The following is a 21,500-nucleotide window of genomic DNA, read 5'->3' on the forward strand; positions in this document are numbered from 1 at the left end:
CCATTGAACGGTGCGCCGGCAACCCATTTGAACCGTTGCGTTGTGAACGCTAACAAAGTGCCGACCGGAGTCGAGTATTCGACATCTTTCCGCACTTGTAAAGGGCATTCTCTAAAATCGACAGCTTGCGCAGCATCCCTGCGAAATTGTGACCGACGCTACTTGACGGCCCAGATTGTTAGCGTTCACAATGATCCACAGAGCTCATCAGCTCACTTGCAGCAATGGCGGTGTTTGAAGTCTCCCGCCTGCATGTAACTAACGCTTCCGGGAGGATGTTGTGTTTAAGAAATCCCTGCTTGCGGTGGCCGCCGCATCAATGCTGACCCTCACCGCCTGCGGCGGCAGTGCAGCCGGCGGTTCGGGCGGCGACAAGATCACTATGGGCTTCGCCCAGGTCGGCGCCGAGAGCGGCTGGCGTACGGCCAACACCAAGTCGGTCCAGGATTCTGCGAAGAAGGCCGGCGTCGACCTGAAGTTCTCCGACGCCCAGCAGAAGCAGGAGAACCAGATCAAGGCGATCCGCTCCTACATCCAGCAGAAGGTCAGTGTCATCGCCTTCTCCCCCGTGGTGGAGTCCGGCTGGGACACCGTATTGAAGGAAGCCAAGAACGCCAAGATCCCGGTCATCCTGACAGACCGCGCCGTAGACTCCTCTGACAAGACTCTCTACAAGACCTTCCTCGGCTCCGACTTTGTCGAGGAGGGCAAGAAGGCCGGGGACTGGCTGGTCAAGGACTCCAAGTCCGCCACCGACACCGTCAACATCGTCGAGATCCAGGGCACCACCGGCTCCGCCCCCGCCAACGACCGCAAGGAAGGGTTCGCGGAAGCCATCAAGGCCGACCCGCACCTGAAGATCATCGCCTCCCAAAGCGGCGACTTCACCCGCAGCGGCGGCAAGCAGGTCATGGAGGCGTTCCTGAAGAACAACGCTGACATCGACGTCGTCTTCGCCCACAACGACGACGAGGGCCTGGGCGCCATCGAGGCGATCGAAGCCGCCGGCAAGGTTCCGGGCAAGGACATCAAGATCATCACCATCGACGCCGTGAAGGACGGCATGACCGCGCTGAGTAACGGCAAGATCAACTACATCGTCGAGTGCAGCCCGATGCTTGGTGACCAGCTCATGGACCTGGCCAAGAAGGTCATCGCCGGCGAGAGCGTGCCCGAACGCGTCGTCACCGAGGAGACCACCTTCACGCAGGAGCAGGCCAAGCAGGTTCTTGCCAGCCGCCCCTACTAAGCCACGGCGCCCCTGAACGTCCGTGCGGCGGCGGATGACCGCCGCCGCACGGGACACCAATCACAGGAAAGACACGAGGATGAACGAAATCGTTCCGGTCGTCGAGATGACCGGCATAGCTATTGGATTCCCAGGGGTGAAGGCGCTCGACGGCGTCGACTTCCGCCTCTTCCAGGGCGAGGTCCACGCCCTGATGGGTGAAAACGGTGCCGGCAAGTCAACGCTGATTAAGGCCCTGACCGGCGTCTACACCATCGACGCCGGCACCATCACGGTGCTCGGCGAACCGAAGCGGTTCTCATCCCCAGGGGAGTCCCAGGCAGCCGGCATCAGCACCGTCTACCAGGAGGTCAACCTCTGCCCCAACCTCACCGTTGAGGAAAACGTCCTGCTGGGCCGGGAACCGCGCCGCCGCGGCTCCATCGACTGGAAGGGCGTCCGGGCCAGGACCCGTGAGGTGCTGGCCGAACTGCAGCTGGACCACATCGATCCCGGCTCGCTGCTGTCCACGCATTCCATCGCGGTCCAGCAGCTGATCGCCATCGCCCGCTCGGTGGAGATCAACGCCAAGGTCCTCATCCTGGACGAACCCACCTCAAGCCTGGACGCCGACGAGGTCAGCCAGCTCTTCCGCGTCATCAGGGACCTCCGCGACCGCGGCGTCGCCATCCTTTTCGTCTCCCACTTCCTGGAGCAGGTCTACGAGATTTCGGACCGGATGACCGTCCTGCGCAACGGCAAACTCGTGGGCGAGTACCTGACCCGGGACCTCTCCCGGATGAGCCTGATCTCCAAGATGATCGGCAAGGACATGGAAGCCCTCGCCGAACTCGACCAGGCCCACGCCCGCACGCCCGCCACCACCGGCGCCGGCGAAACCCCCTTCATCGAAGCCAAGGGCCTCGGCCGGAAGGGGTCGGTGTCCAACGTCGACCTGTCCATCAACCCCGGCGAAGTCGTGGGCCTGGCGGGCCTGCTCGGGGCCGGCCGGACCGAAATCGCCCGGCTCTTCTTCGGTGCCGACAAGGCCGACGAAGGCTCCATCAAAATCAAAGGCACGGGCCAGAAAATCCGCTCCCCGCGCACCGCCATCGACAAGCGCATCGGCTTCTGCTCGGAGGACCGCAAGGCCGAAGGCCTCATCGGCGACCTCACCGTCCGCGACAACCTGGTCCTGGCCATGCAGGCCACCAAGGGCTGGGCGCGCCGCATCCCCCGCAAGGTCCAGGACGAACTCGTGGCCGAGTACATCAAAACCCTGGACATCCGCCCGGCCAACCCCGACGCGCTCATCAGGAACCTCAGCGGCGGCAACCAGCAAAAGGTGCTCCTGGCCCGCTGGCTGGTCACCCGCCCCGAACTCCTGATCCTCGACGAGCCCACCCGCGGCATCGACATCGGGGCAAAGACGCAGATCCAGAAACTCGTCAGCCAGCTCGCGGCCGACGGCATGTCCCTCATCTTCATTTCCTCCGAGCTCGAGGAAGTCCTGCGCGTGAGCGACCGCATCGCCGTCATCAAGGACAGGGCGATGGTCGCCGAAATCAACAACGACGGCGTCTCCGTGGAAGACGTCATGGCGGTCATCGCCGGAGGTAACCAGTGAAATCCCTTCTGAAACACCGCCTTGCCTGGCCGGTCATCGCCCTCGCGGCGCTGCTCCTGCTCAACCAGGTCTTCCGGCCCGACTTCCTGGGCCTGCGGATGCAGGACGGCCACCTCTACGGCAGCCTGATCGACATCATGCGCAACGGCGCACCCACCATCCTGATTGCGCTCGGTATGACCCTCGTCATCGCCACCCGCGGCATCGACCTCTCCGTCGGCGCGGTCGTGGCAATCGCCGGCGCCGCCTCGTGCGCCTACATCGCAGCCTCCCCCGACCCCGGCTCCCCGGTGACGGCCGCCATGGCGGTACTGATCGCCGTCGTCGCCGCCCTTGCCCTGGGCGCCTGGAACGGCTTCCTGGTCTCCACCATCGGCGTGCAGCCGATCATCGCCACCCTGGTCCTCATGACAGCCGGCCGCGGCATCGCCCAGCTCATCACCGGCGGCCAGATCATCTCGGTGTCCAATGACCGCTACAAATCCATCGGCGCCGGCTACCTGTTCACCCTGCCGGTCTCCATCCTGATCACCGCGGCCGTCTTCGTCCTGGCCGCAGTCCTCACCCGGCGCACCGCGCTGGGAACCCTGATCGAAGCGGTCGGCATCAACCCGGTGGCCAGCCGCCTGGCCGGGCTCCGGTCGCGGAACATCATCTGGATCGTCTACGTCTTCAGCGCCGTCTGCGCCGCGGTCGCCGGGCTGATGATCAGCTCCAACGTCACGGCCGCCGACGCCAACAACGCCGGCCTCTACATCGAAATGGACGCCATCCTGGCCGTGGTCATCGGCGGCACTTCGCTGGCAGGCGGGCGGTACACCCTGGTGGGAACCGTCGTCGGGGCCTTCATCATCCAGACACTTACCACCACCGTCTACACCCTGGGGATCCCGCCGGAGGTGACCCTGGTGTTCAAGGCGCTCGTGGTCATCACGGTCTGCCTCCTGCAGGCGCCCAAGGCACGGAACCTGCTCAGCCGGCTCAAGGCACCCAAACCCGCCGCAACAGAATCCGCAAAGGAAAAGGTGGCCGTCTGATGTCTCCCCTGACCACGCTTACTCCCCTGACTGTCAAGAAGCCGTCGCCTACGCGCAACCGGCTCCGCGGCGGCGCCCGCTACGCACCCACCCTGGCCACGGTGGGGCTGTTCATCGCCATGTTCGCGGTGGGCGCCGGCATGTACCCCAGCTTCCTCTCCGGCCAGGTGCTCCTGAACCTCTTCATCGACAACACCTTCCTCATCGTCCTCGCCGTCGGCATGACCTTCGTGATCCTCACCGGCGGCATCGACCTGTCCGTGGGTGCCGTCGTCGCACTGTCCATGATGGTCAGCGCCACCCTCCTGCAGCAGGGCTGGAACGCGGGCGCCGTCATCGTCCTGGTGCTGCTCATCGGCGGCGGGCTCGGACTCCTGATGGGGCTGATCATCCAATACTTCGACATCCAGCCGTTCATCGTGACCCTCGCCGGCATGTTCCTGGCCCGCGGCCTCTGCTACGTCATCAGTCTCGACTCCATCCCCGTTACCGAGGGATTCTTCACCGGCATGGCACAGGCCCAGATCCCGTTGCCCGGGGATCTCTTCGTCTCACCCGGCGTGCTCCTGGCCCTCGGAATCGTCGCCGCCGCCTTCTTCATCCTGCACCACACCCGGTTCGGCCGGACCGTCTACGCCATCGGCGGCAACGAACACTCCGCCATGCTGATGGGCCTGCCGGTGAAGAGCACCAAGATCCTTGTCTACTCCCTCAGCGGCCTCTGCTCCGCCGTCGCCGGCATCCTGTTCTCCTTCTACAGCCTCTCCGGCTACAGCCTCGCGGCCCAGGGCATGGAACTGGACGCCATCGCCGCAGTGGTCATCGGCGGCACCCTGCTGACCGGCGGCACCGGCTACGTCCTGGGATCCGTCGTCGGCGTGCTGGTGCTGGGCATCGTGCAGACCTTCATCGCCTACGACGGAACGCTCAGCTCCTGGTGGACCAAGATCGTCATCGGCGGCCTGCTCCTGGTCTTCATCCTGCTGCAGCGGCTCTTCGCCCGGAAAGCCGGCTGACGTTTTACCTGCCCCGCACTTCCCGCACGTCACCTCCCGCACGTCGAAAGGACTTTTTCAGCATGAATGATTCCGTCAACCGCCAGTTCTCCCGCCGCTCCTTCCTCGGCACGGGAACAGCCGCAGCCGCTGCCCTCGCCGTCGCGGGAGCCGGAGGCGGGGCCCTGGTGGCGGCACCCGCCGCTGCCGCCGCCGTCGAACCTGCCCCGCTGATCAACCCGGTGGTGCCGCAGCGGGCAGACCCGTGGCTGATGAAGCACACGGACGGGAAGTACTACTTCACCGGCTCCGTGCCCGAGTACAACCGCATCATCGTCCGTTCCTCCCCCACCATCGCCGGGCTGGGAAGCGCAGCGGAAGCCGTCGTCTGGACGCGGCCCGCGTCCGGAACCATGGGCGGGCACATCTGGGCACCCGAACTGCACCACTTCGACGGCCAGTGGCACATCTACTTCGCCGCCGGCGACAGCAACGACGTCTTCCGGGTGCGGATCTACGTGATTTCCACGGCCGACGCCGACCCGACCACCGCCGTGTGGGGACCCCCGGTGCGCGTGTACACGCATGCCGACACCTTCTCGCTGGACGCCACCACCTTCGAGCACGCCGGCACGCGCTACCTGCTGTGGGCCCAGAGCGACACCGGCGTGAACTCCAGCCTGTACATCGCCTCCATGTCCTCGCCGTCCACGCTCTCCAGCGCCCCGGTCCGCATTGCCGTTCCCACGCTGAACTGGGAGACCGTGGGCTACAAGGTGAACGAGGGACCCGCGGTGATCAAGCGGAACGGACGCATCTTTGTCACCTTCTCCGCCAGCGCCACGGACGCCAACTACTGCATAGGCCTGCTGACGGCGGACGCCACGGACGACCTGCTCAGCGCGGCTTCCTGGGTGAAGACGCCGACGCCCGTGCTCACCACCAACGAGGGATCGAAGCAGTACGGGCCCGGCCACAACTCCTTCACTGTGGACGAGGCCGGCAACGACGTGCTCGTCTACCACGCCAGGTCCTACCGGACTATCGTGGGCGATCCGCTTTACGACCCCAACCGGCATGCCCGGGTGCAGCGGCTCTACTGGAACGCGGACGGCACGCCGGACTTCGGAGTGCCGGTGGGCGACGGCGAACTTCCGGTCCGCCTGGAGCCCTCCTCAGCGCCCGGCAGCTTCCTGGCACACGACGGCGTGACCGTCACCGCCGCGCCCTCCCCCGCACTCGGGGCGTCCCAGTTCCGCATTGCGCCCGGCTATGCCAAGAAGAATTCGGTCGTGATCGAGCCGGTCCTGGCCAAGGGCCGCTACCTGCGGTTGCAGGGATCAGCGGTGACCATCGCGACCACGGAGGGTTCGTCGTCGGCCTTCCTCAAGCGGGGCGGGCTGTCGGATGCCGCCGGCGTCTCTTTTGAGTCGGTGGATGTCCCCGGTTCCTACCTCGTGCTTCGGCAGGGCGCGCTGGCGGTGGCGAAGGTGGGCAAGGACGAGCGGCCGGCGGCCACGTTCTTCCTGCGCTCCTAGTTCTTCCTTCGTTCGTGGGGCCGGTGATTTTCCGCCGGCCCCGCTCTCCCACCCAAAAGGATAGTCAGGACTGTCAGAAAACGGCGTTACCCCTGTCCCATTGCTTCGGAATCATGGATAGCAACAGAAAGCATCCATACCGTTCGAATCGAAAGGAAAGACCAATGACCCGGGAAGAGGCTTACGCAAAGTGCCCCCAGGACTCGTATGTCGAGTTCTACGGCGGCCGGTGGCTGGTCGTTCCTTTCGCGCCGGTTGAGCAGCCAGAGTTTTTCGTTTGCTCGCCGCAGAGGCTCCGGAGTTTTTAGCCCGCGGTATGGGCTGCCGGCCGCGGGGTTGCCGCCGGCAATAGGCGAAATGGCGGCGGGGGATATCCCCGCCGCCAAATTCGTGCGTAAATCAATTACGCGGAAATACGCCAAATAGAATTATTCATGTTGTAAATTACGGCTCCGGCGCCCTTGCCGGAGCCAACGGACAGGCCGGCGACCCGGGCGGCGGCGACTAGCGGCTGCCGCGGAGCGTCGCCGGGGAGCAAACAAAGAACGCCGGCTGCTCCACCTGCGCGAACGGCACGATGAGCCAGCGTCCGCCGTAGAACTCGACGTACGAGTCCGACGTGCATCGTGCGAAGGCTTCCTCGCGTGTCATGGCGTTTCCTTTCACGTCAAGCTTGTGATTCTTTCCTGTAGTAAAAGTACGTCAGCTGATTCGTTTGTGGGAGGCCTTTTCGCGAAGTTCCCTGAGAAATTCGGGAGACTATTTCACCATTGTAGTTAACATGCTGGAAACATGGAGTTAACATGTTGGAAACATTGGTCGGCGCATATCGAGGGCCCATCGAGCGAGGGCCGCCGCTAGGCGGACTGGCGCGGCGTCAGGACGAACAGGCTCGCCAGCACCATGGCCACGCCGAGCCAGCCGAGTGCGGGCAGCCGTTCACCCACGATGACGACGGCCAGCACGGCGGCAACCACAGTTTCCATGAGAGACAGGCCCGTGGCGGTACTCGCGCGGACGCGTGCCAGTCCCCAACCGAAGAGGACGTAGCCGGCGAACATGGGGACAAGTGCCATGTAGGCGCCCACCGTGAAGTTGCCCCACGACTCAAGGAGTGGCCGGCCGGTCAGTGCGAGCACGGGCATCAGCAGCACTCCGCCCAGGCCGAACACCGCACCCATGGCGGCCCGGGACGGCACTCCCCCGCGAATCAGGCGGTGGGCAGCCCACGAGTACAGAGCGTAGGTGATGCCGGCCACGAGCCCCAGGACAATTCCCGCCGGCACGCCCCAGGCTTCGCCAAGGGCGCCCGGCCGTTCTGCGCTGTCACCGGCAAAGCACAGGAGTCCGGCACCCGCCACCCCGGTCAGCGCGCCCAGCGTCCAGCGGCGGGTCAGCTCTTTCCGGTCCGCCACCCACTCAATGACCGCCGACGCGAGAGGGGCCGAACCGATCGAGATCACGGTTCCGAGCGCGACGCCGGAAAGGTGCATGGAGCTGTAGAAGGCAAGAGGGTAGACCGCAACGGCGGCCGCCCCGAGTGAGACAAGCGGCCACCGGCCGCGGAGGCCAGCCCAGTGGTTCGTGATCGGGCGCAGCGCGTACAGCGCCTGCAGCAGCCCGCCCACGCCCATCGCCACGGCACCGATCGCCAGCGGACTTACCGACGGCGCGAACGTGGCAACCGTTCCTGTCGTACCCCAGAGCGTCGATGCGGCCACCACAAAAACAGCCCCCAAGAGCGCCCCGTTCATCCGGCCGAGCGCCGCTTTCACAGTCCCGCCAGCATACCGGCGGCGATCATCCGGGCCTCGTGCAGGCACCGGTCTCCGCCTTCGAGGCCGGCCCTCGCCATTGAACCCTCGAGCAGGAACGCCAGATGCCGCGCAACCCTGCCGGCCACTTCATCCTGCTGCGGCAGCAGCTCCGCCACATGCTTGCGCAGGAGGCCCTCGACCTCCTCCTTGTGTTGCCGCACGGACTGCCTTCCGGGGGCGCCCGCGGGCAGTTCGGCGGCGGCATTGAGCAGTCCGCATCCCCTGAATCCGTGCTCGTAGGCAAAGTTCGCGTGGTCGATGTAGGCGTCGAACACGGCGAGGACACAGTCCTGCGGAGTGACCGCAGCCGCGGCCCGGTCGCGGTACAGGGCGAGCCATTCCTCATGCCGGTCGGCCAGGTAGGCGGCGACCAGGTCCGCCTTGGAGGCGAAGTTGTTGTAGAGGCTTTTCTTGGCCACCCCGGCCGCCGCCGTGATGGAGTCGATGCCCGTAGCCGCAACGCCGCCGGCATAGAAGAGGCGTGCCGCAGCCTCGAGCAGCAAGGCGCGCGCTGGCCGCTTGGTGGTTGATCGGCCAACAGGAGCAGCCATGGGTATCCTCCGGAAGTGCAAGGGGCGATTCGGGTAGGTAGACCAGTCTACCTACCTTTGCGGCGGGCGGAAAGCTCATCTTCCTTGTCCGGCAGGTGGTACCCCTGTTGCCACCGGCCGACGCCCAGTGAAACGCTGGGCGTTGGCCGACCGCAGAGGGCGCAGAGCCCAGCACCGGCGGGGTGGGCTCTGAAAAGGAGAGTTAAATGAGCGAGAAATTGCGTTGGGGCATTCTGGGCACCGCCCGCATTGTCCGCAAGACGATTCCGGCGTTGCAGGAAACGAAAAACGGTGAGGTCGCGGGCATTGCTTCCCGCACCGAGGGAAAGGCCAGGGAGTACGCCGACAAGCACGGCATCCCGCAGGCGTTTGGCTCCTATGAGGCGCTGCTGGCCTCCCCGGATATCGACGCCGTCTACATTTCCTTGCCGAACGCACTGCACCTCGAGTGGATCTTGAAATCATTGGACGCGGGCAAGCACGTCCTCTGCGAAAAGCCCTTGGCGATGAGCGCCGTCGAGGTTGAAGAGATTGCACGCAAGGCCGACGAGACAGGGCTGAAAGTCCTGGAAGGCTTCATGTACCGCTTCCACCCCCGCTTCGGGAAGCTGCAAGACCTGCTGGCTGCCGGCGTCGTGGGCAAGTTGACCTTTGTCCACGTCGCCCACACCTTTGACGCGGGCGGGGACGACAACATCCGCTGGTACACGGGCCTTGGCGGCGGGGCACTTTTCGATACGGGATGCTACTGCGTCAACATGAGCCGGATGGTCACTGCACAGGAGCCGGCTGGAGTCGCCGCCTTCGGCAACTACCGCGACGCCAACGACGGGGGTCAGATTGATACCAGCATTGCGGGTGTCCTGCGCTTTCCCGACGGCGCCACCGCGCTTTTTGATACCGGGGTGAACCTCGAGCGCCGAAACTATTTAGAGGTCACTGGAACCGGGGGCCGGCTTTACCTCGAGAATCCTTTTGGGCTCCTGGAGGAGGATTCGGTCCTGGAGGAGCATCACTTCGGGCAGGACACGATTTATCACAAGGTCAAAGGTGAAAACCACTTTGTGCGGATGGGCGAACACTTTGCCGACAGCGTCCTGAACGGCACGCCGCTCCGCTACGGTCTCGCTGACGCGGCAAACAACGCGCGGGTGTTGGAAGCCCTCGACAGTGCAGCGCGGGATCAAGTTGTGGCAGCCGCGCATTCGCCGGGGCTGGTTCCATGAGTGTCGAGTCTTTAACGGCACAGTTGCGCCGCTTCGCCCAGGACCGTGATTGGGAGCAGTTCCACACGCCCAGGAACCTGGCCATGGCCCTGAGCGGCGAGGCAGGCGAGCTGCTGTCGCTTTTTCAGTGGTTACGGGACGGGCAGGTGGGTGAATGGCTCAACGACCCGGGCAACAGGACTGCTGTGGAGCATGAGATGGCCGATGTTTTCGGGTATCTCCTGCGGCTCGCCGATGTGCTGGACGTGGACCTGGTAGCTTCACTCCGGGCCAAAATCGACGTCAACGAACAGAGATACCCCGTCGAACTCGCCCGCGGCAATGCACTGAAGTACACCGTCCTGGCCGCAAAGCGTGCCGCGCAGCAATAATCGGGACAGTGCCGCCGAAACCAGCACGGTGATTGTTTTTGGACCGCGGGCGCGCCCACCATGGAAATGTGGGAACAAAGGACAGGCGGCACCGGCTTGCGTTTGCCCTGTGCCTGCTGATCCCTCTGACTGGCAGTTCGGGGTGCGCCTATGAAGACGCCGAACCCGTGCATACCCCAGCAGTTGGCTCCCAGCCGGTTTACACGCCAACAGCTGACCCGGCGCCGGTATCGGGTGCCGCGAAGCCCTACAGCGATCCGCGTGTGCTGGAACAGGAAGCCAGGAACTACGCTGAGCTGGACCGGCTCCTGGGGGCATCGCCGGAACCAGCCATCCTTTCCGATGTGGGGCCATTGGACGGGCCCCTCAGGGGCTTTGGCAGTACCGAGATGGTGCCGGCGGCCGGGCAGTACACCGTCACCGCTGCCTGTATTGGGGCGTCCGGCGCGAAGGTTGCCTTCGGACAGGAGCATCCCGGCGCCCCCTTCCGGCCGATGGAACTGGCGATGGATTGCGCCGGGGCCACTTCGCAGGTCGTCGCACTTCAGCAGGGGTACGTTTTCGCACATCTCTTACTGCCCGACCCGGGCGATACGCCCTGGACAGGGTCGGTGGGCGGTGTACGAGTGACCAGGGCCCGCTGAGACGCATCACGCCTTCCGGCGCCCCTTTTTGCTTGCGTCTATGCTCGGAGGCCGGCGGTGTCGATGAGGCGCCGGACGTGGGTGATAAAGGCCGGGGTGGCCGGGTGTCTGGGCGTGCGTGGCCAGGCGAGGTGGACTGATACGGGTGGCGCGTCCTCCAGTGGCAGGTAGCGGACGCCGGGGTGGGGGTGGCTGTGCTCGGTGGCCTCAGCGGTCACGCCTATGGCGTCTCCCGTGGCGATCACAGTGAGCCATTCGTCGACGTTGGCCACTTCGAAGGTGCGGGGGCGCTGCTCGTCCGTCCAGAGGTTGGCCGTGGTGGGGGCGGTTGAGCACAGCACCACCGGGCGGCCGGCGAGGTCGCCCAGCCGCAGGGACGGCCGGCCTGCCAGTGGATCGTCGTCGGACATGGCGGCCAGGCGGCGCTCCCGGTAGAGCAGCTGCACTTCGAGGCCGGCGTCCGCCGCAGGCTCGGTGCGCAGCAGTGCTGCATCGATCTCTCCTCGGCGCAGGGCGGCTTCCGGGTCTTCTCGGCGGTGCACCTGGATCGGGGTGTGGGGACGTTCCTCGCGCCAGGTCCGCAGCAGGGGAATCGTGCTCTCGCCGAGCGCGGCCCAGGCGAAACCGACGCGCAGCGGCCGTACTCCGGCAGCTGCTTCCGCCAGCGCATCGTCGAGCTGGTGGAGAATCAGGTGGGCGCGTTCGTAGAGCCTCTGGCCGGCTTCGGTGAACGCCAGGGCCCGGGTAGTGCGCTCCACCAGCCGCACACCGGCGCGGCGCTCCAGTTGCTCCAGGGTGCGGGAGAGCGCAGGCTGGCTGATGTGGAGCTTGGCAGCTGCGCCGGTGATGGTTCCCTCGTCACCGATGGCGGTGAGTGCCCGCAGGTGTCGCAACTCCACATTCATAACCCCAGATTATAGATGGTTACCAAAAGGTATTTCCCTTCGATTAAACCGGGCCATAGCGTCGTAGGTATGAAAATTCTTCTCATCGGCGCCAGCGGTACGCTCGGCACAGCCGTCCACAAAGCCCTGCACACCCGCGGACACGAAGTCCTCACCGTAGGACGCAATGATGGTGACCTGCGCTACGACATCACGGACCCGGCGCAGGTCGCTGAACTCTATGACCGGGCCGGCCGGGTCGACTCTGTGGTCAGCGCCGCCGGCCACGTGCCGTACGGGCCGGTCGCGGAGCTTACCCCGGAGGATTACCTGGCGGCGTTCCGTGGCAAGGTCCTCAGCCAGATCGACCTGGTGCGCCAGGGTATTCCCCGGACCGCCGAGCGGGGCTCCTTCACCCTGATTACCGGGGTGACTGCCCGTGAGCCGATCCTCACCGGCGCTGCGGCTTCCATGGCCAACGGGGCGGTCGAGGCCTTCGTCCGTGCCGCGGCCATCGAGATCGCCCCGCAGCGCATCAATGCCGTCAGCCCTACGGTCTTCACGGAGAGCCTCGCCCAGTACGGGGACTACTTCCCGGGCATGCCGCCGGTCGATCTTGCCGATGTCGCCCAGGCGTATGTCCGTTCCGTCGAAGGTGCCCAGACCGGTCAGGTCTACGCCCTCTAACGGACGTCCGCGCAGCCGAGGGGCCGGCCGATTACCCGGCCGGCCCCTCCGCCGGCCTCCCCTCCCCGCCGCATGGATCCTCATCGCCGAGTGGCGACTGGTTCATGAACCCTTGATGAAAGTGAGTCAATGATGCCCTTCACACCGATCCCCGCCCGTCCCCGACAGGACGCCTACGACGTCGCCATCGTCGGAGGAGCGACGAGCGGATCCGCCATAGCCTGGTTCCTCAGCGCGAACCCCGACTTCTCCGGCAGCGTGCTCGTCGTCGAGAAGGACGCCACCCTCGAGCACTCAGCCACCATGGCCAGCAACAACTGCATGCGCCAGCAGTTCGCTACAGAGATTAACGTGAAGATCGCCCAGTACGCCGCAGAGTTCGTCAAGAACTTCCGTGAGAACCTGGGCGGCGATGCTGACATCCCCCACATCCCGATCCGTAACTTCGGCTACCTCTACCTTGCAGACAACGAAACGTTCGCGGAAACGCTCCGCGAGGACCAGCAGCTTCAGGCCGCAAACGGAGCCGGCACGAAGATCCTCTCACCCGATCAGATCGCCGGCACGTACCCCTTCTACAACCTCGACGACATCGTCGCGGGCAGCCTCAACACCGTCGATGAGGGCGCCTTCGACGCCCTCGCCATGGTGCGCTGGCTGCGCCAAAAGGCCCGTGACAAGGGCGTTGACTACATCGAGAACGAGGTCATCAACATGCAGCGGACCAGCGACAGGATCGACGCCATCACGCTGAAGACAGGCGAGGTGATCTCCGTCGGCAAGGTGGTAGATGCCGCCGGCACCGGGGCCGCGGCCGTGTCACGGCTGGCGGGCGTGGACCTGCCTATTGAGGCGCGCCGCCGATACACCTACATCTTCTCCGCCGAACACCCCCTCGACCAGGATCTCCCGCTCACCATCGATCCCACCGGCGTTCACATGCGCTCCTTCGGGGAGCGGGACTACCTGGTCGGCTGCCCGCCCAAAGACGCTGACCCGGCAGTCGACGTCGACGACTTCGACTACCCGGAACCCATCTGGGAGGAGAAGATGCTTCCGGTAGTTACCAAGCGCATCCCGGGACTGGGCGCCCTGAAGGTCACCGATTCGTGGGTGGGACACTACGAGTTCAACACCTTCGATCACAACGCCATCCTCGGCGCGCACACCGAGGTCGCCAACCTGCTGTTCTGCTGCGGCTTCTCCGGGCACGGCAGCCAACAGGCCCCCGCCTGCGGCCGCGGAGTCGCCGAACTGATCACCTACGGGGAGTTCCGCTCCATGGACCTCTCCGCCCTCTCCTACGAGCGCATCGCCAAAAACGAACCGCTCCTCGAACGTGCCGTCATCTGACCGGCACCCACCAGGAGAAAAGCATGGATCACGAGCAACAGGAACTGCTTCGCTTTATCTGGGGATCCCTCGGGGAAGCGACGACGAAGCGGACGTCCTTCACCCTCGCCTACCTGGCAACGGTGGACGCGAACAACGCGCCCCGCCTCCGGGGGCTCATTCTTCGCGGCTTCGACGCCGAAGAGGGAAGTGTCTCCTTCACCACCAATACAAAGTCGGCGAAGGCCGATGAGATCCGCAGGAATCCGCTCGTGGCCCTCGCGGCGATCGACAGTGACGCCGGCGTGCAGCTGCGCATGGATGGCCGCGCGGAGATCGTCGAGGACCCGGCGGAACGACAACGAGCCTGGGACGCGCTCGGTCCCCAGACCCGGGTCCTCTACCGCTCGCCGCTGACGCCCGGCGCACCGCTGGAAAGCAATCCCGGCACCGACTCGTCCGCCGCGCACTCAAGCGAATCGAAGGAGAACGCTGAGTTTGAAAGATTCGCCTGGGTGCGCGTGCGTCTTGAGCAGTTGGACTGGCTGGACATCTCGTCCAAAACCCATAAACGGTGCCGCTTCATCCGCGAAGGAAACCACTGGGCAAGCGAGTGGATCGCACCATAGTCCTCGAACCGAGCAACCAAAAGTGTCCACTAGCAAACCGTCGGAGCAAGGCCTGCTATCTCCCCGGCACTGCGGCTTGAGACGACGTAACTTCCGTCAGGGCATCTTGGCTGGAAGCATCTGCATCAACGACCGGGGCCTGAATATCCAGTGAGCCGCCGCGCCTTCGCACGATGAGGTACAGGCCCAGCACGACGACCCAGGAGAGACAGCTCAGTGCCAGTGAAATCTGGGTACTGCCGCTTATGGCCATCTGGACGAGGACGGCGGAGATCCCGACGGCCGTGAGGACCGACAGCCCAGGAAAGAGCCACATCTTCACTTTCAGTTCCTCTTCCTTGGCGCGCCGGCGCAGGACGATCTGGGAGAGGGCTATCAGCAGGTACACGAAGAGGATGATGGCGCCTGATGAGTTGAGCAGGAAGAGGAACACGCCGTCGGGGGAAATCGCAGCGGCGATCACGCAAAGGAATCCGACCACCGAGGAAGCGAGGATTGCGGCGGCCGGCACCCCGCGCCTGCTGACCCGGGTCAGGGCGGCGGGGGCTTCACGCCTGGCAGCCAGGACAAACAGCATCCTGGAGGAGGTGTAGAGGCCGGAGTTCAGGCATGAAAGCACGGCGGTGAGCACCACGGCATTCATGAGGGTGTCTGCGAATGGAATGCCCATGACGGTGAAAGCCGTGACGAACGGGGACGCGCCGAGTTCGGTGGAGTTCCACGGCACGATGACGGCCAGGAGGAACACCGAGCCCACATAGAAGATGGAGATTCGGACCACCACTGACTTCATGGCTTTGGTGACTGAGCGAACGGGGTTCTGCGTCTCTGCTGCGGCGATGGTTGCGACTTCGGCGCCAACCATTGAGAAAACCACGACGACGATCGCTGAGAAGATCGCGCCCGGGCCGTGCGGAAGGAAGCCGTCATGGCTAACAAGGTTGTTGAAGTCCATCGCCCTGCCCGGCCAGAAGCCAAGAACGAAGGCGCCGCCGAGGACCAGGAACGCCACAATGGCCGCCACTTTGATGCCGGCGAACCAGAATTCGAATTCGCCGAAAGAGGAGACGGAGAAAAGATTGGTACAGGTCATCAGCACCATCAGCGCCAGCGAGAGGGCCCATAGCGGAGCGTCTATCCAGTACGAGAGCACCTTCGCGCCCGCAACGGCCTCGAAGCCGACGACGATGACCCAGAAGTACCAGTACAGCCAGCCCACCGAGAATCCGGCCCATCCCCCGAGGGCCCGGCGTGCGTAATCGGCGAAGGAGCCGGTGGACGGGCTGGACGTTGCCATTTCGCCGAGCATGCGCATGACCAGGATCATGAGCACCCCCGTGATTCCGTAGCTGAGAAAGGCTCCCGGCCCGGCGTCGTTGATCACGACCCCCGAACCGACAAACAGGCCGGCCCCGATGACCCCGCCGATCGCGATCATGGTGAGTTGGCGTGGTTTGAGGTTCCTGTGTAACTGTCGTTCAGCATTCATGGGCTTTTGATCTCTCCGTCTGGTTCCGGCCGGTTTTCGGCTGCTTGTCCCCCAGGTGTTGGTGCTCCAACGACTATGAAGGAGCGCGAACTGTGACCGGAAGCACTCGAGGGCGACCAGTCATGGCCCTGCCGCAAGGGATTCTTTCGCTGGCGCGCCCGCCAGAACTCAGCCGAGGACGATCAGCCCAACGCAGGCCGTGACCTGAAGGCATGCACCAGGGCGTCCCGGACCGCCCGCACGCTGTCGCGTTCCAGCGCCGAGGACCGCACGATGGCCACAATACTGCGGCTCGGCTCCCCGGGCAGAACGGCCGTTGGAGCGGCCGTCGGCCGGAGGCCCATCATGAGTGGCGTGGCGAGGGTGATGCCAATCCCGGACTCGGCGAGCGCGATCGAAACAGCTGTATCAGTCACGAGGTGCTGGACGTTCGGTTCAATGCCGGACCGGGCGCAGGCAAACCTGCAGGCCCGCCCAAAGTAGGTGTCCACCGGCGGAAGGATCCAGTCACTGCTGTTGGCGTGCTCTACCAGGGCCTGGGGTGTGCGCAGCTGTCCACGATCCGACGGGGGCAAGATCATCAGGAACGGCTCCTGGTGCAGAGTTTGGGACTCAACTCCACGCAAGGGCGGCTGCGGCGCGTCGCCGTAGTTCAAACCCAGGGCGATGTCGATCCGGGATTCCTGCACGGCCTGCGGCATTGTCTCCACGTCGACTTCGACGGCCTGGATGGCAACGTTCGGTGAGGAGCTCCGCAGGTAGCTGATGGCCGGCTGCATCGCCGACACGGCAGCCGAGCCGAAGACGCCCACCGACACTACGGCCCGCTGCTCTGCCTGGGGGCCACTGAGCGCCGCGGCAGCACGACGTTCATCGTCGAGAAGCACTGCGGCATGGCGCAGCAGTGTACGGCCCGCATCCGTCAGGATCACCCTGCGCCCGTCCCGTGCGAATAAGGGCCGGCGGACACTGCCCTGCAGCGCCGACATCTGCTGGGATACGGCACCGGCGGTGAATCCAAGCGCTTCCGCCGCGGCGGTCATGGTTCCCAGCTCGGCCACCACCTTGAAGGTCTTGAGCTGCTCAAACGTCCATTTCATATAGCAAAGCTAAACGAAATATTGAGAATTTATCGATAGACCTAAAAGCACCTGTCCCTCCAAGCTTGTTCCAAGACAGGCTTTTGGGAGGAAAACATGCAGATCAAGCACGCGGACAACGTGGTCCCGCTGGCCAAGTCACCTGCAGCTCCGCTTCCGGCGGAGGCAGACGTGGTAATTGTTGGCGGCGGGATCATGGGCACCAGCATCGCCTTTCACCTCGCGGAGGCCGGGGTGCGGAACGTCGTCCTTATCGAACGCAACACACTCGGCTCCGGCTCATCGGCCAAGCCCTTGGGCGGAGTCCGGGCGACGTTCTCGGATCCGGGGAACATCCGGCTCGGGCAGCGCAGCCTGGAGGCCTATGAGCGTTTCGGCGAGAAGTTCAATGCCGACATCGGGCTCCGGCAGGTGGGCTATCTCTTCCTTTGCCGCACGGAGGCCGAACTTTTCGAGGTGGAGGCCAGCACCCATATCCAGAACTCGCTGGGTGGATCCAGCCGGATGGTCTCCCCTGCGGAAGCCCAGCAGATCAACCCTTTCCTGGACCCCGATGTCCTGCGCGGGGCCTCCTATTCCCCCCGGGACGGGTTCGCGGAACCGTCCAAGGTGGTCCGGGCCTATGCCGGAGCCGCCCGGGAACTGGGGGCCACGGTGTGCGAGGACACCGAGGTACTGGACATCGATGCCGGCGGCGGCGCCGTAAGGGGTGTTCACACGAACCGCGGCCACATCCGGACCAGCACAGTAATCTGCGCCGCCGGAGCCTGGTCCACCCGGCTGGGAGCCATGGCAGGCGTTCATCTGCCGATCGAACCGGTTCGGCGGCAGATCGGAATGACGTCCCAGCGCGACGTCGCATTCCCCACTGTCCCGTTCACCCTGGACCTGTCCACCACGCTGTACTTCCACAACTACCTCAACGGGATGCTGCTTGGCATTTCCAACCAGGACCAGGAACCGGGCTTCTGCCGCGAATTCGACTACCAATGGGTTCCCGCGTTCAACCGTGCGGCGGAAATCGTGGCACCGGCACTGGCCCATCAGGAGCTTGAAGTCGGCTGGGCGGGACTGTACGAAAACACACCCGACCACAACGCCATGATCGGTTCCTCCGACACCGTGGAGGGCTTCATGTATGCCACGGGCTTCTCCGGCCACGGCTTCCTGCAGGGTCCTGCCGTGGGCGAACTCGTCAGGGATATGTACCTCGGCCGCGAATCCTTCATGGATCCGGAACAGTTCAGCGCGGCCCGCTTCGCCGGCGAACTGTCCCGGGTAAAGGAAGTCCACATCATCTAAGCCCTGATCCGGTCCCCTCCGGGTCCAGCCAAATCAAGCATCAGGATTGAAAGGAAGACCCATGCCAACAACAACGAAGCTGCAGCTGTGGGAACTCAGGGCGGAGTTCGCTCTCCGCCTTGCCACGCTGTACGGCAACGAAGTTCCCGCCTACAACACGCTCGTGGATGTCTCGCGCGAGGTGAACGAGGATTTCATCCGAAGGAACGGGCAGGCCGCCGAGCGACTTGGCAGCGTCGAGCGGGTCACGGCGGAGCGCCACGGTGCCATCCGCGTCGGTTCTCCCAAGGAACTTGCCCAGGTTGCCAGGATTTTCGCAGCCTTCGGAATGCATCCCGTCGGCTTTTACGACCTTCGGGACGCTTCGAAGAGCTCCGTCCCGGTGGTCTCCACGGCGTTCCGCCCGGTGGATTCGCAGGAGCTGGCAAAGAACCCGTTCCGCGTCTTCACCTCGATGCTCGCCCATGACGACCGCCGCTTCTTCGATAAGGAAACGCAGGACCAGCTCGAGTCCTTCATTGGCGCGCGGACCCTGTTCCCGGACGAGCTGCTTCACCTTGCCGACAAGAGCGCCGAAGAAGGCCGCCTGGACGGGCACGAGGCCGAACGCCTCCTCGAGCTGGCCACCTCCGCATTCAAGCTGTCCGCAGACCCCGTTGACCACGACTGGTACTTCAAGCTGGAAGCCATTTCCGCGGTTGCGGCCGACATCGGCGGGGTTCCCTCCACCCACATCAACCACCTCACTCCCCGCGTTCTGGACATCGATGACCTGTATGCCCGGATGCAGGCCCGGGGCATCACGATGATCGATGAAATCCAGGGGCCGCCCCGCTGGGAAGGTCCTGACGTCCTGCTCCGCCAGACGTCCTTCCGGGCCCTGGCCGAGGAACGGGTCTTCCGCTATTCCGACGGCGGCATCCGGCCGGGGTCCCTCCGTGTCCGTTTCGGCGAGGTGGAACAGCGCGGCATCGCCCTCACTGAGAAGGGCAGGAACCTCTACGACCGCATGGTTGCCGAGGTGGACACCTGGCTGGCCGCCAGCCCGGCCGGGACATCCCGGTCTGAGATCGCGGCGCAGGTCTGGAAGAAGAATCTTCCGGACACCGAGCAGGAGCTTGCCCTGCAGGATCTCGCGTACTTCACATACCGCGCGGCAGAGCCCGCCGCAGCCGCCCGGACGGGATCCGCGTCCCTCCGCGACCTCGTGGAGGCCGGAGCCCTGGTTCCCGAGCCCATCGTCTACGAGGACTTCCTGCCGCGATCGGCTGCGGGGATCTTCCAGTCAAACCTGACCGACGACGGGTCCCGCGACGATGCCCAGGCGGGCACCCCGTACGACATCGACCGGCTGTCCGAAGTGCTGGGCCGCAGGATCTACGACCCCAACGACCTGTACTCAGCGCAGCGGTCCGAGTCCCTGGCGCAGGCCGAACGCGCCCTGGGCATCACCATCACCGACCTCACGTTCCAGCACTAAATCTCCAACCTGAAGGAAGCTCCCATGACCACCATTGCCCCCGCACTCCCGGCCACATCCGAGATCACCGCCGAAGTCCACAAGAGCCTGCAGGCCATCGGCGTGGACCCGGCCCTGCTGGACGGGCCGCGGGAAACCCGCACGCCCATCACCGGCGAAGTCATCCTTTCCACAGCCGTCCATACCGACGACGACATCGAGGCAGCCATCTCCGCCGCCGCCGAGGCGTTCAAAACCTGGCGCAACGTACCCGCGCCGGTCCGCGGCGCCGTCGTCAAACGTTGGGGCCAGCTGCTGACCGAACACAAGGAGGACGTCGCATCCCTGATCACTGCCGAGGTGGGCAAGATCCGCTCCGAAGCCCTGGGCGAAGTGCAGGAAATGATCGACATTGCGGACCTCGCGGTCGGCCAGTCCCGCCAGCTTTACGGCAAGACCATGCCCTCGGAGCGGCCCGGGCACCGGCTGGCCGAGACGTGGCACCCGCTCGGCGTCGTCGGCATCATTTCTGCCTTCAACTTTCCGGTGGCAGTGTTCGCCTGGAACGCCGCCCTGGCACTCGTGGCCGGTGACACGCTGGTGTGGAAGCCTGCCGATGCCACCCGCCTCTCCGCCCTCGCCGTCGACACCCTGCTGGCCCGCGCCATCAAGGATGTTGGGGCACCTGCCGGTATCCACCACCTGCTGCTGACCGACCGCACAGGGGGCCAGAGACTCGTCGAGGACCCCCGCATCGCACTTGTCTCCGCAACCGGCTCCGTCCGCATGGGCCAGGAAATCGCCCCCACCATTGCCAGGCGGTTCGGCCGCGCGCTGCTGGAACTCGGCGGCAACAACGGCGCCATCGTTGCCCCCTCCGCCGACCTGGACCTGGCCCTTCGCGGCATCGTGTTTGCCGCGGCGGGCACGGCCGGCCAGCGCTGTACCTCACTGCGCCGGCTCTTCGTGCACTCGTCAATCGCCGACACCCTCATTCCGCGGATCGTCGAGGCGTACCGCACGCTGAACATCGGCAGCCCCACCCAGGAGGGAACCCTCGTTGGACCCCTGATCAACGCCGGCAGCTTCAAGGCACAGCAGGAAGCCTTGGCCCAGGCCGTCGCCGAAGGCGGGGAAGTGGTGCAAGGCGGCAGCCGCGTTCTCGCGGACGAGCATCCGGAAGCCTTCTACGTGGAACCCGCCGTCGTACGCATGCCCGTGCAGACCGCCGTCGTGCATGACGAAACGTTCGCCCCCATCCTCTACGTGATGACTTACGAAACCCTGGAGGAGGTCATCGAGATCCACAACGCCGTTCCACAGGGCCTGTCTTCTGCCATCTTCACGCAGGACCAGACCGAAGCGGAGCTGTTCCTCTCGGCCAGCGGTTCGGACTGCGGCATCGCCAACGTGAACATCGGCACCTCGGGCGCGGAGATCGGCGGCGCCTTTGGCGGCGAAAAGGAAACCGGCGGCGGCCGCGAATCGGGCTCGGATTCGTGGAAGGCGTACATGCGCCAGGCCACCAACACCATCAACTTCTCCGGCCAGCTCCCGCTCGCCCAGGGCGTCACGTTCATCTAG

20 protein-coding genes are annotated in these 21,500 nt (G+C 64.9%); 14 read left to right on the top strand and 6 right to left on the bottom strand.

Going from position 1 to position 21,500, the window contains the following annotated elements:
* The first annotated feature begins 280 nt into the window (after positions 1-280).
* From ACFRAH_RS16870 to ACFRAH_RS16890, 5 genes are all read left to right on the top strand, one after another.
* Complete coding sequence (locus ACFRAH_RS16870) at positions 281-1,249, top strand: ABC transporter substrate-binding protein (protein ID WP_377992052.1); 969 nt, start codon at positions 281-283, stop codon at positions 1,247-1,249.
* 79 nt (positions 1,250-1,328) lie between these two features.
* Positions 1,329-2,855, top strand: a complete 1,527-nt coding sequence (locus ACFRAH_RS16875) for a sugar ABC transporter ATP-binding protein (RefSeq protein ID WP_377992053.1) — start codon at positions 1,329-1,331, stop codon at positions 2,853-2,855.
* Entirely contained in the window at positions 2,852-3,892 is a 1,041-nt protein-coding gene (locus ACFRAH_RS16880; protein ID WP_377992054.1) for an ABC transporter permease, read from the top strand. The genes ACFRAH_RS16875 and ACFRAH_RS16880 overlap by 4 nt, the downstream gene beginning before the upstream one ends.
* Positions 3,892-4,908 carry a galactofuranose ABC transporter, permease protein YjfF gene (yjfF, locus tag ACFRAH_RS16885; RefSeq protein WP_377992055.1) on the top strand — a complete coding sequence of 339 codons (1,017 nt, stop codon included), beginning with the start codon at positions 3,892-3,894 and terminating at the stop codon, positions 4,906-4,908. The genes ACFRAH_RS16880 and yjfF overlap by 1 nt, the downstream gene beginning before the upstream one ends.
* Positions 4,909-4,970: 62 nt before the next feature.
* Complete coding sequence (locus tag ACFRAH_RS16890) at positions 4,971-6,425, top strand: family 43 glycosylhydrolase (RefSeq protein WP_377992056.1); 1,455 nt, start codon at positions 4,971-4,973, stop codon at positions 6,423-6,425.
* Between the two features lie 504 nt (positions 6,426-6,929).
* Here ACFRAH_RS16890 and ACFRAH_RS16895 read toward each other — a convergent pair.
* The 3 genes from ACFRAH_RS16895 to ACFRAH_RS16905 all read right to left on the bottom strand — a co-directional run bounded on the left by ACFRAH_RS16895 (position 6,930) and on the right by ACFRAH_RS16905 (position 8,793).
* The gene (locus ACFRAH_RS16895) at positions 6,930-7,076 is read right to left on the bottom strand and encodes a hypothetical protein (RefSeq protein ID WP_377992057.1); all 147 of its coding nucleotides are present in this window, start codon (positions 7,074-7,076) and stop codon (positions 6,930-6,932) included.
* 206 nt (positions 7,077-7,282) lie between these two features.
* On the bottom strand, positions 7,283-8,164 hold the full coding sequence (locus ACFRAH_RS16900) for a DMT family transporter (protein ID WP_377992058.1): 882 nt from the start codon (positions 8,162-8,164) through the stop codon (positions 7,283-7,285).
* A 32-nt stretch (positions 8,165-8,196) separates the two neighbouring features.
* Positions 8,197-8,793: a TetR/AcrR family transcriptional regulator gene (locus ACFRAH_RS16905; RefSeq protein ID WP_377992059.1), complete on the bottom strand. Its 597-nt coding sequence runs from the start codon at positions 8,791-8,793 to the stop codon at positions 8,197-8,199.
* Between the two features lie 206 nt (positions 8,794-8,999).
* Here ACFRAH_RS16905 and ACFRAH_RS16910 point away from each other — a divergent pair, with 206 nt between their 5' ends.
* The 3 genes from ACFRAH_RS16910 (at position 9,000) to ACFRAH_RS16920 (ending at position 11,034) form a co-directional block, all read left to right on the top strand.
* The gene (locus ACFRAH_RS16910) at positions 9,000-10,019 is read left to right on the top strand and encodes a Gfo/Idh/MocA family protein (protein ID WP_377992060.1); all 1,020 of its coding nucleotides are present in this window, start codon (positions 9,000-9,002) and stop codon (positions 10,017-10,019) included.
* The gene (locus ACFRAH_RS16915) at positions 10,016-10,390 is read left to right on the top strand and encodes a nucleotide pyrophosphohydrolase (RefSeq protein WP_377992061.1); all 375 of its coding nucleotides are present in this window, start codon (positions 10,016-10,018) and stop codon (positions 10,388-10,390) included. The genes ACFRAH_RS16910 and ACFRAH_RS16915 overlap by 4 nt, the downstream gene beginning before the upstream one ends.
* 167 nt (positions 10,391-10,557) lie before the next feature.
* Positions 10,558-11,034, top strand: coding sequence for a hypothetical protein (locus tag ACFRAH_RS16920; RefSeq protein WP_377992062.1), 477 nt, complete (start codon positions 10,558-10,560; stop codon positions 11,032-11,034).
* Between the two features lie 38 nt (positions 11,035-11,072).
* Here the strand turns inward: ACFRAH_RS16920 and ACFRAH_RS16925 are convergent, their stop codons facing one another.
* Positions 11,073-11,939: a LysR family transcriptional regulator gene (locus ACFRAH_RS16925; protein WP_377992063.1), complete on the bottom strand. Its 867-nt coding sequence runs from the start codon at positions 11,937-11,939 to the stop codon at positions 11,073-11,075.
* A 69-nt stretch (positions 11,940-12,008) separates the two neighbouring features.
* Between ACFRAH_RS16925 and ACFRAH_RS16930 the strand changes: the two genes are divergently transcribed.
* The 3 genes from ACFRAH_RS16930 to ACFRAH_RS16940 all read left to right on the top strand — a co-directional run bounded on the left by ACFRAH_RS16930 (position 12,009) and on the right by ACFRAH_RS16940 (position 14,566).
* The gene (locus ACFRAH_RS16930) at positions 12,009-12,605 is read left to right on the top strand and encodes a short chain dehydrogenase (protein WP_377992064.1); all 597 of its coding nucleotides are present in this window, start codon (positions 12,009-12,011) and stop codon (positions 12,603-12,605) included.
* Between the two features lie 129 nt (positions 12,606-12,734).
* Entirely contained in the window at positions 12,735-13,958 is a 1,224-nt protein-coding gene (locus tag ACFRAH_RS16935) for an NAD(P)/FAD-dependent oxidoreductase (protein ID WP_377992065.1), read from the top strand.
* 23 nt (positions 13,959-13,981) lie between these two features.
* Positions 13,982-14,566 (top strand): pyridoxamine 5'-phosphate oxidase family protein, encoded by a 585-nt coding sequence (locus tag ACFRAH_RS16940; protein WP_377992066.1) that lies wholly within the window; start codon positions 13,982-13,984, stop codon positions 14,564-14,566.
* Between the two features lie 55 nt (positions 14,567-14,621).
* On the opposite strand, the gene ACFRAH_RS16945 is transcribed toward ACFRAH_RS16940, so the two are convergent.
* Both ACFRAH_RS16945 and ACFRAH_RS16950 read right to left on the bottom strand, forming a co-directional pair.
* Positions 14,622-16,055 (bottom strand): amino acid permease, encoded by a 1,434-nt coding sequence (locus ACFRAH_RS16945; protein ID WP_377992067.1) that lies wholly within the window; start codon positions 16,053-16,055, stop codon positions 14,622-14,624.
* Between the two features lie 182 nt (positions 16,056-16,237).
* On the bottom strand, positions 16,238-17,155 hold the full coding sequence (locus ACFRAH_RS16950; RefSeq protein WP_377992068.1) for a LysR family transcriptional regulator: 918 nt from the start codon (positions 17,153-17,155) through the stop codon (positions 16,238-16,240).
* Between the two features lie 96 nt (positions 17,156-17,251).
* Between ACFRAH_RS16950 and ACFRAH_RS16955 the strand changes: the two genes are divergently transcribed.
* The 3 genes from ACFRAH_RS16955 to ACFRAH_RS16965 all read left to right on the top strand — a co-directional run bounded on the left by ACFRAH_RS16955 (position 17,252) and on the right by ACFRAH_RS16965 (position 21,500).
* Positions 17,252-18,457 carry an NAD(P)/FAD-dependent oxidoreductase gene (locus ACFRAH_RS16955; protein WP_377992069.1) on the top strand — a complete coding sequence of 402 codons (1,206 nt, stop codon included), beginning with the start codon at positions 17,252-17,254 and terminating at the stop codon, positions 18,455-18,457.
* A 61-nt stretch (positions 18,458-18,518) separates the two neighbouring features.
* Positions 18,519-19,937 (top strand): 2-oxoadipate dioxygenase/decarboxylase family protein, encoded by a 1,419-nt coding sequence (locus tag ACFRAH_RS16960; protein ID WP_377992070.1) that lies wholly within the window; start codon positions 18,519-18,521, stop codon positions 19,935-19,937.
* A gap of 24 nt (positions 19,938-19,961) precedes the next feature.
* On the top strand, positions 19,962-21,500 hold the full coding sequence (locus ACFRAH_RS16965) for an aldehyde dehydrogenase family protein (RefSeq protein ID WP_377992071.1): 1,539 nt from the start codon (positions 19,962-19,964) through the stop codon (positions 21,498-21,500).

Source organism: Arthrobacter sp. NPDC056727, from assembly GCF_042790555.1.
Classification (GTDB): Bacteria; Actinomycetota; Actinomycetes; order Actinomycetales; family Micrococcaceae; genus Arthrobacter.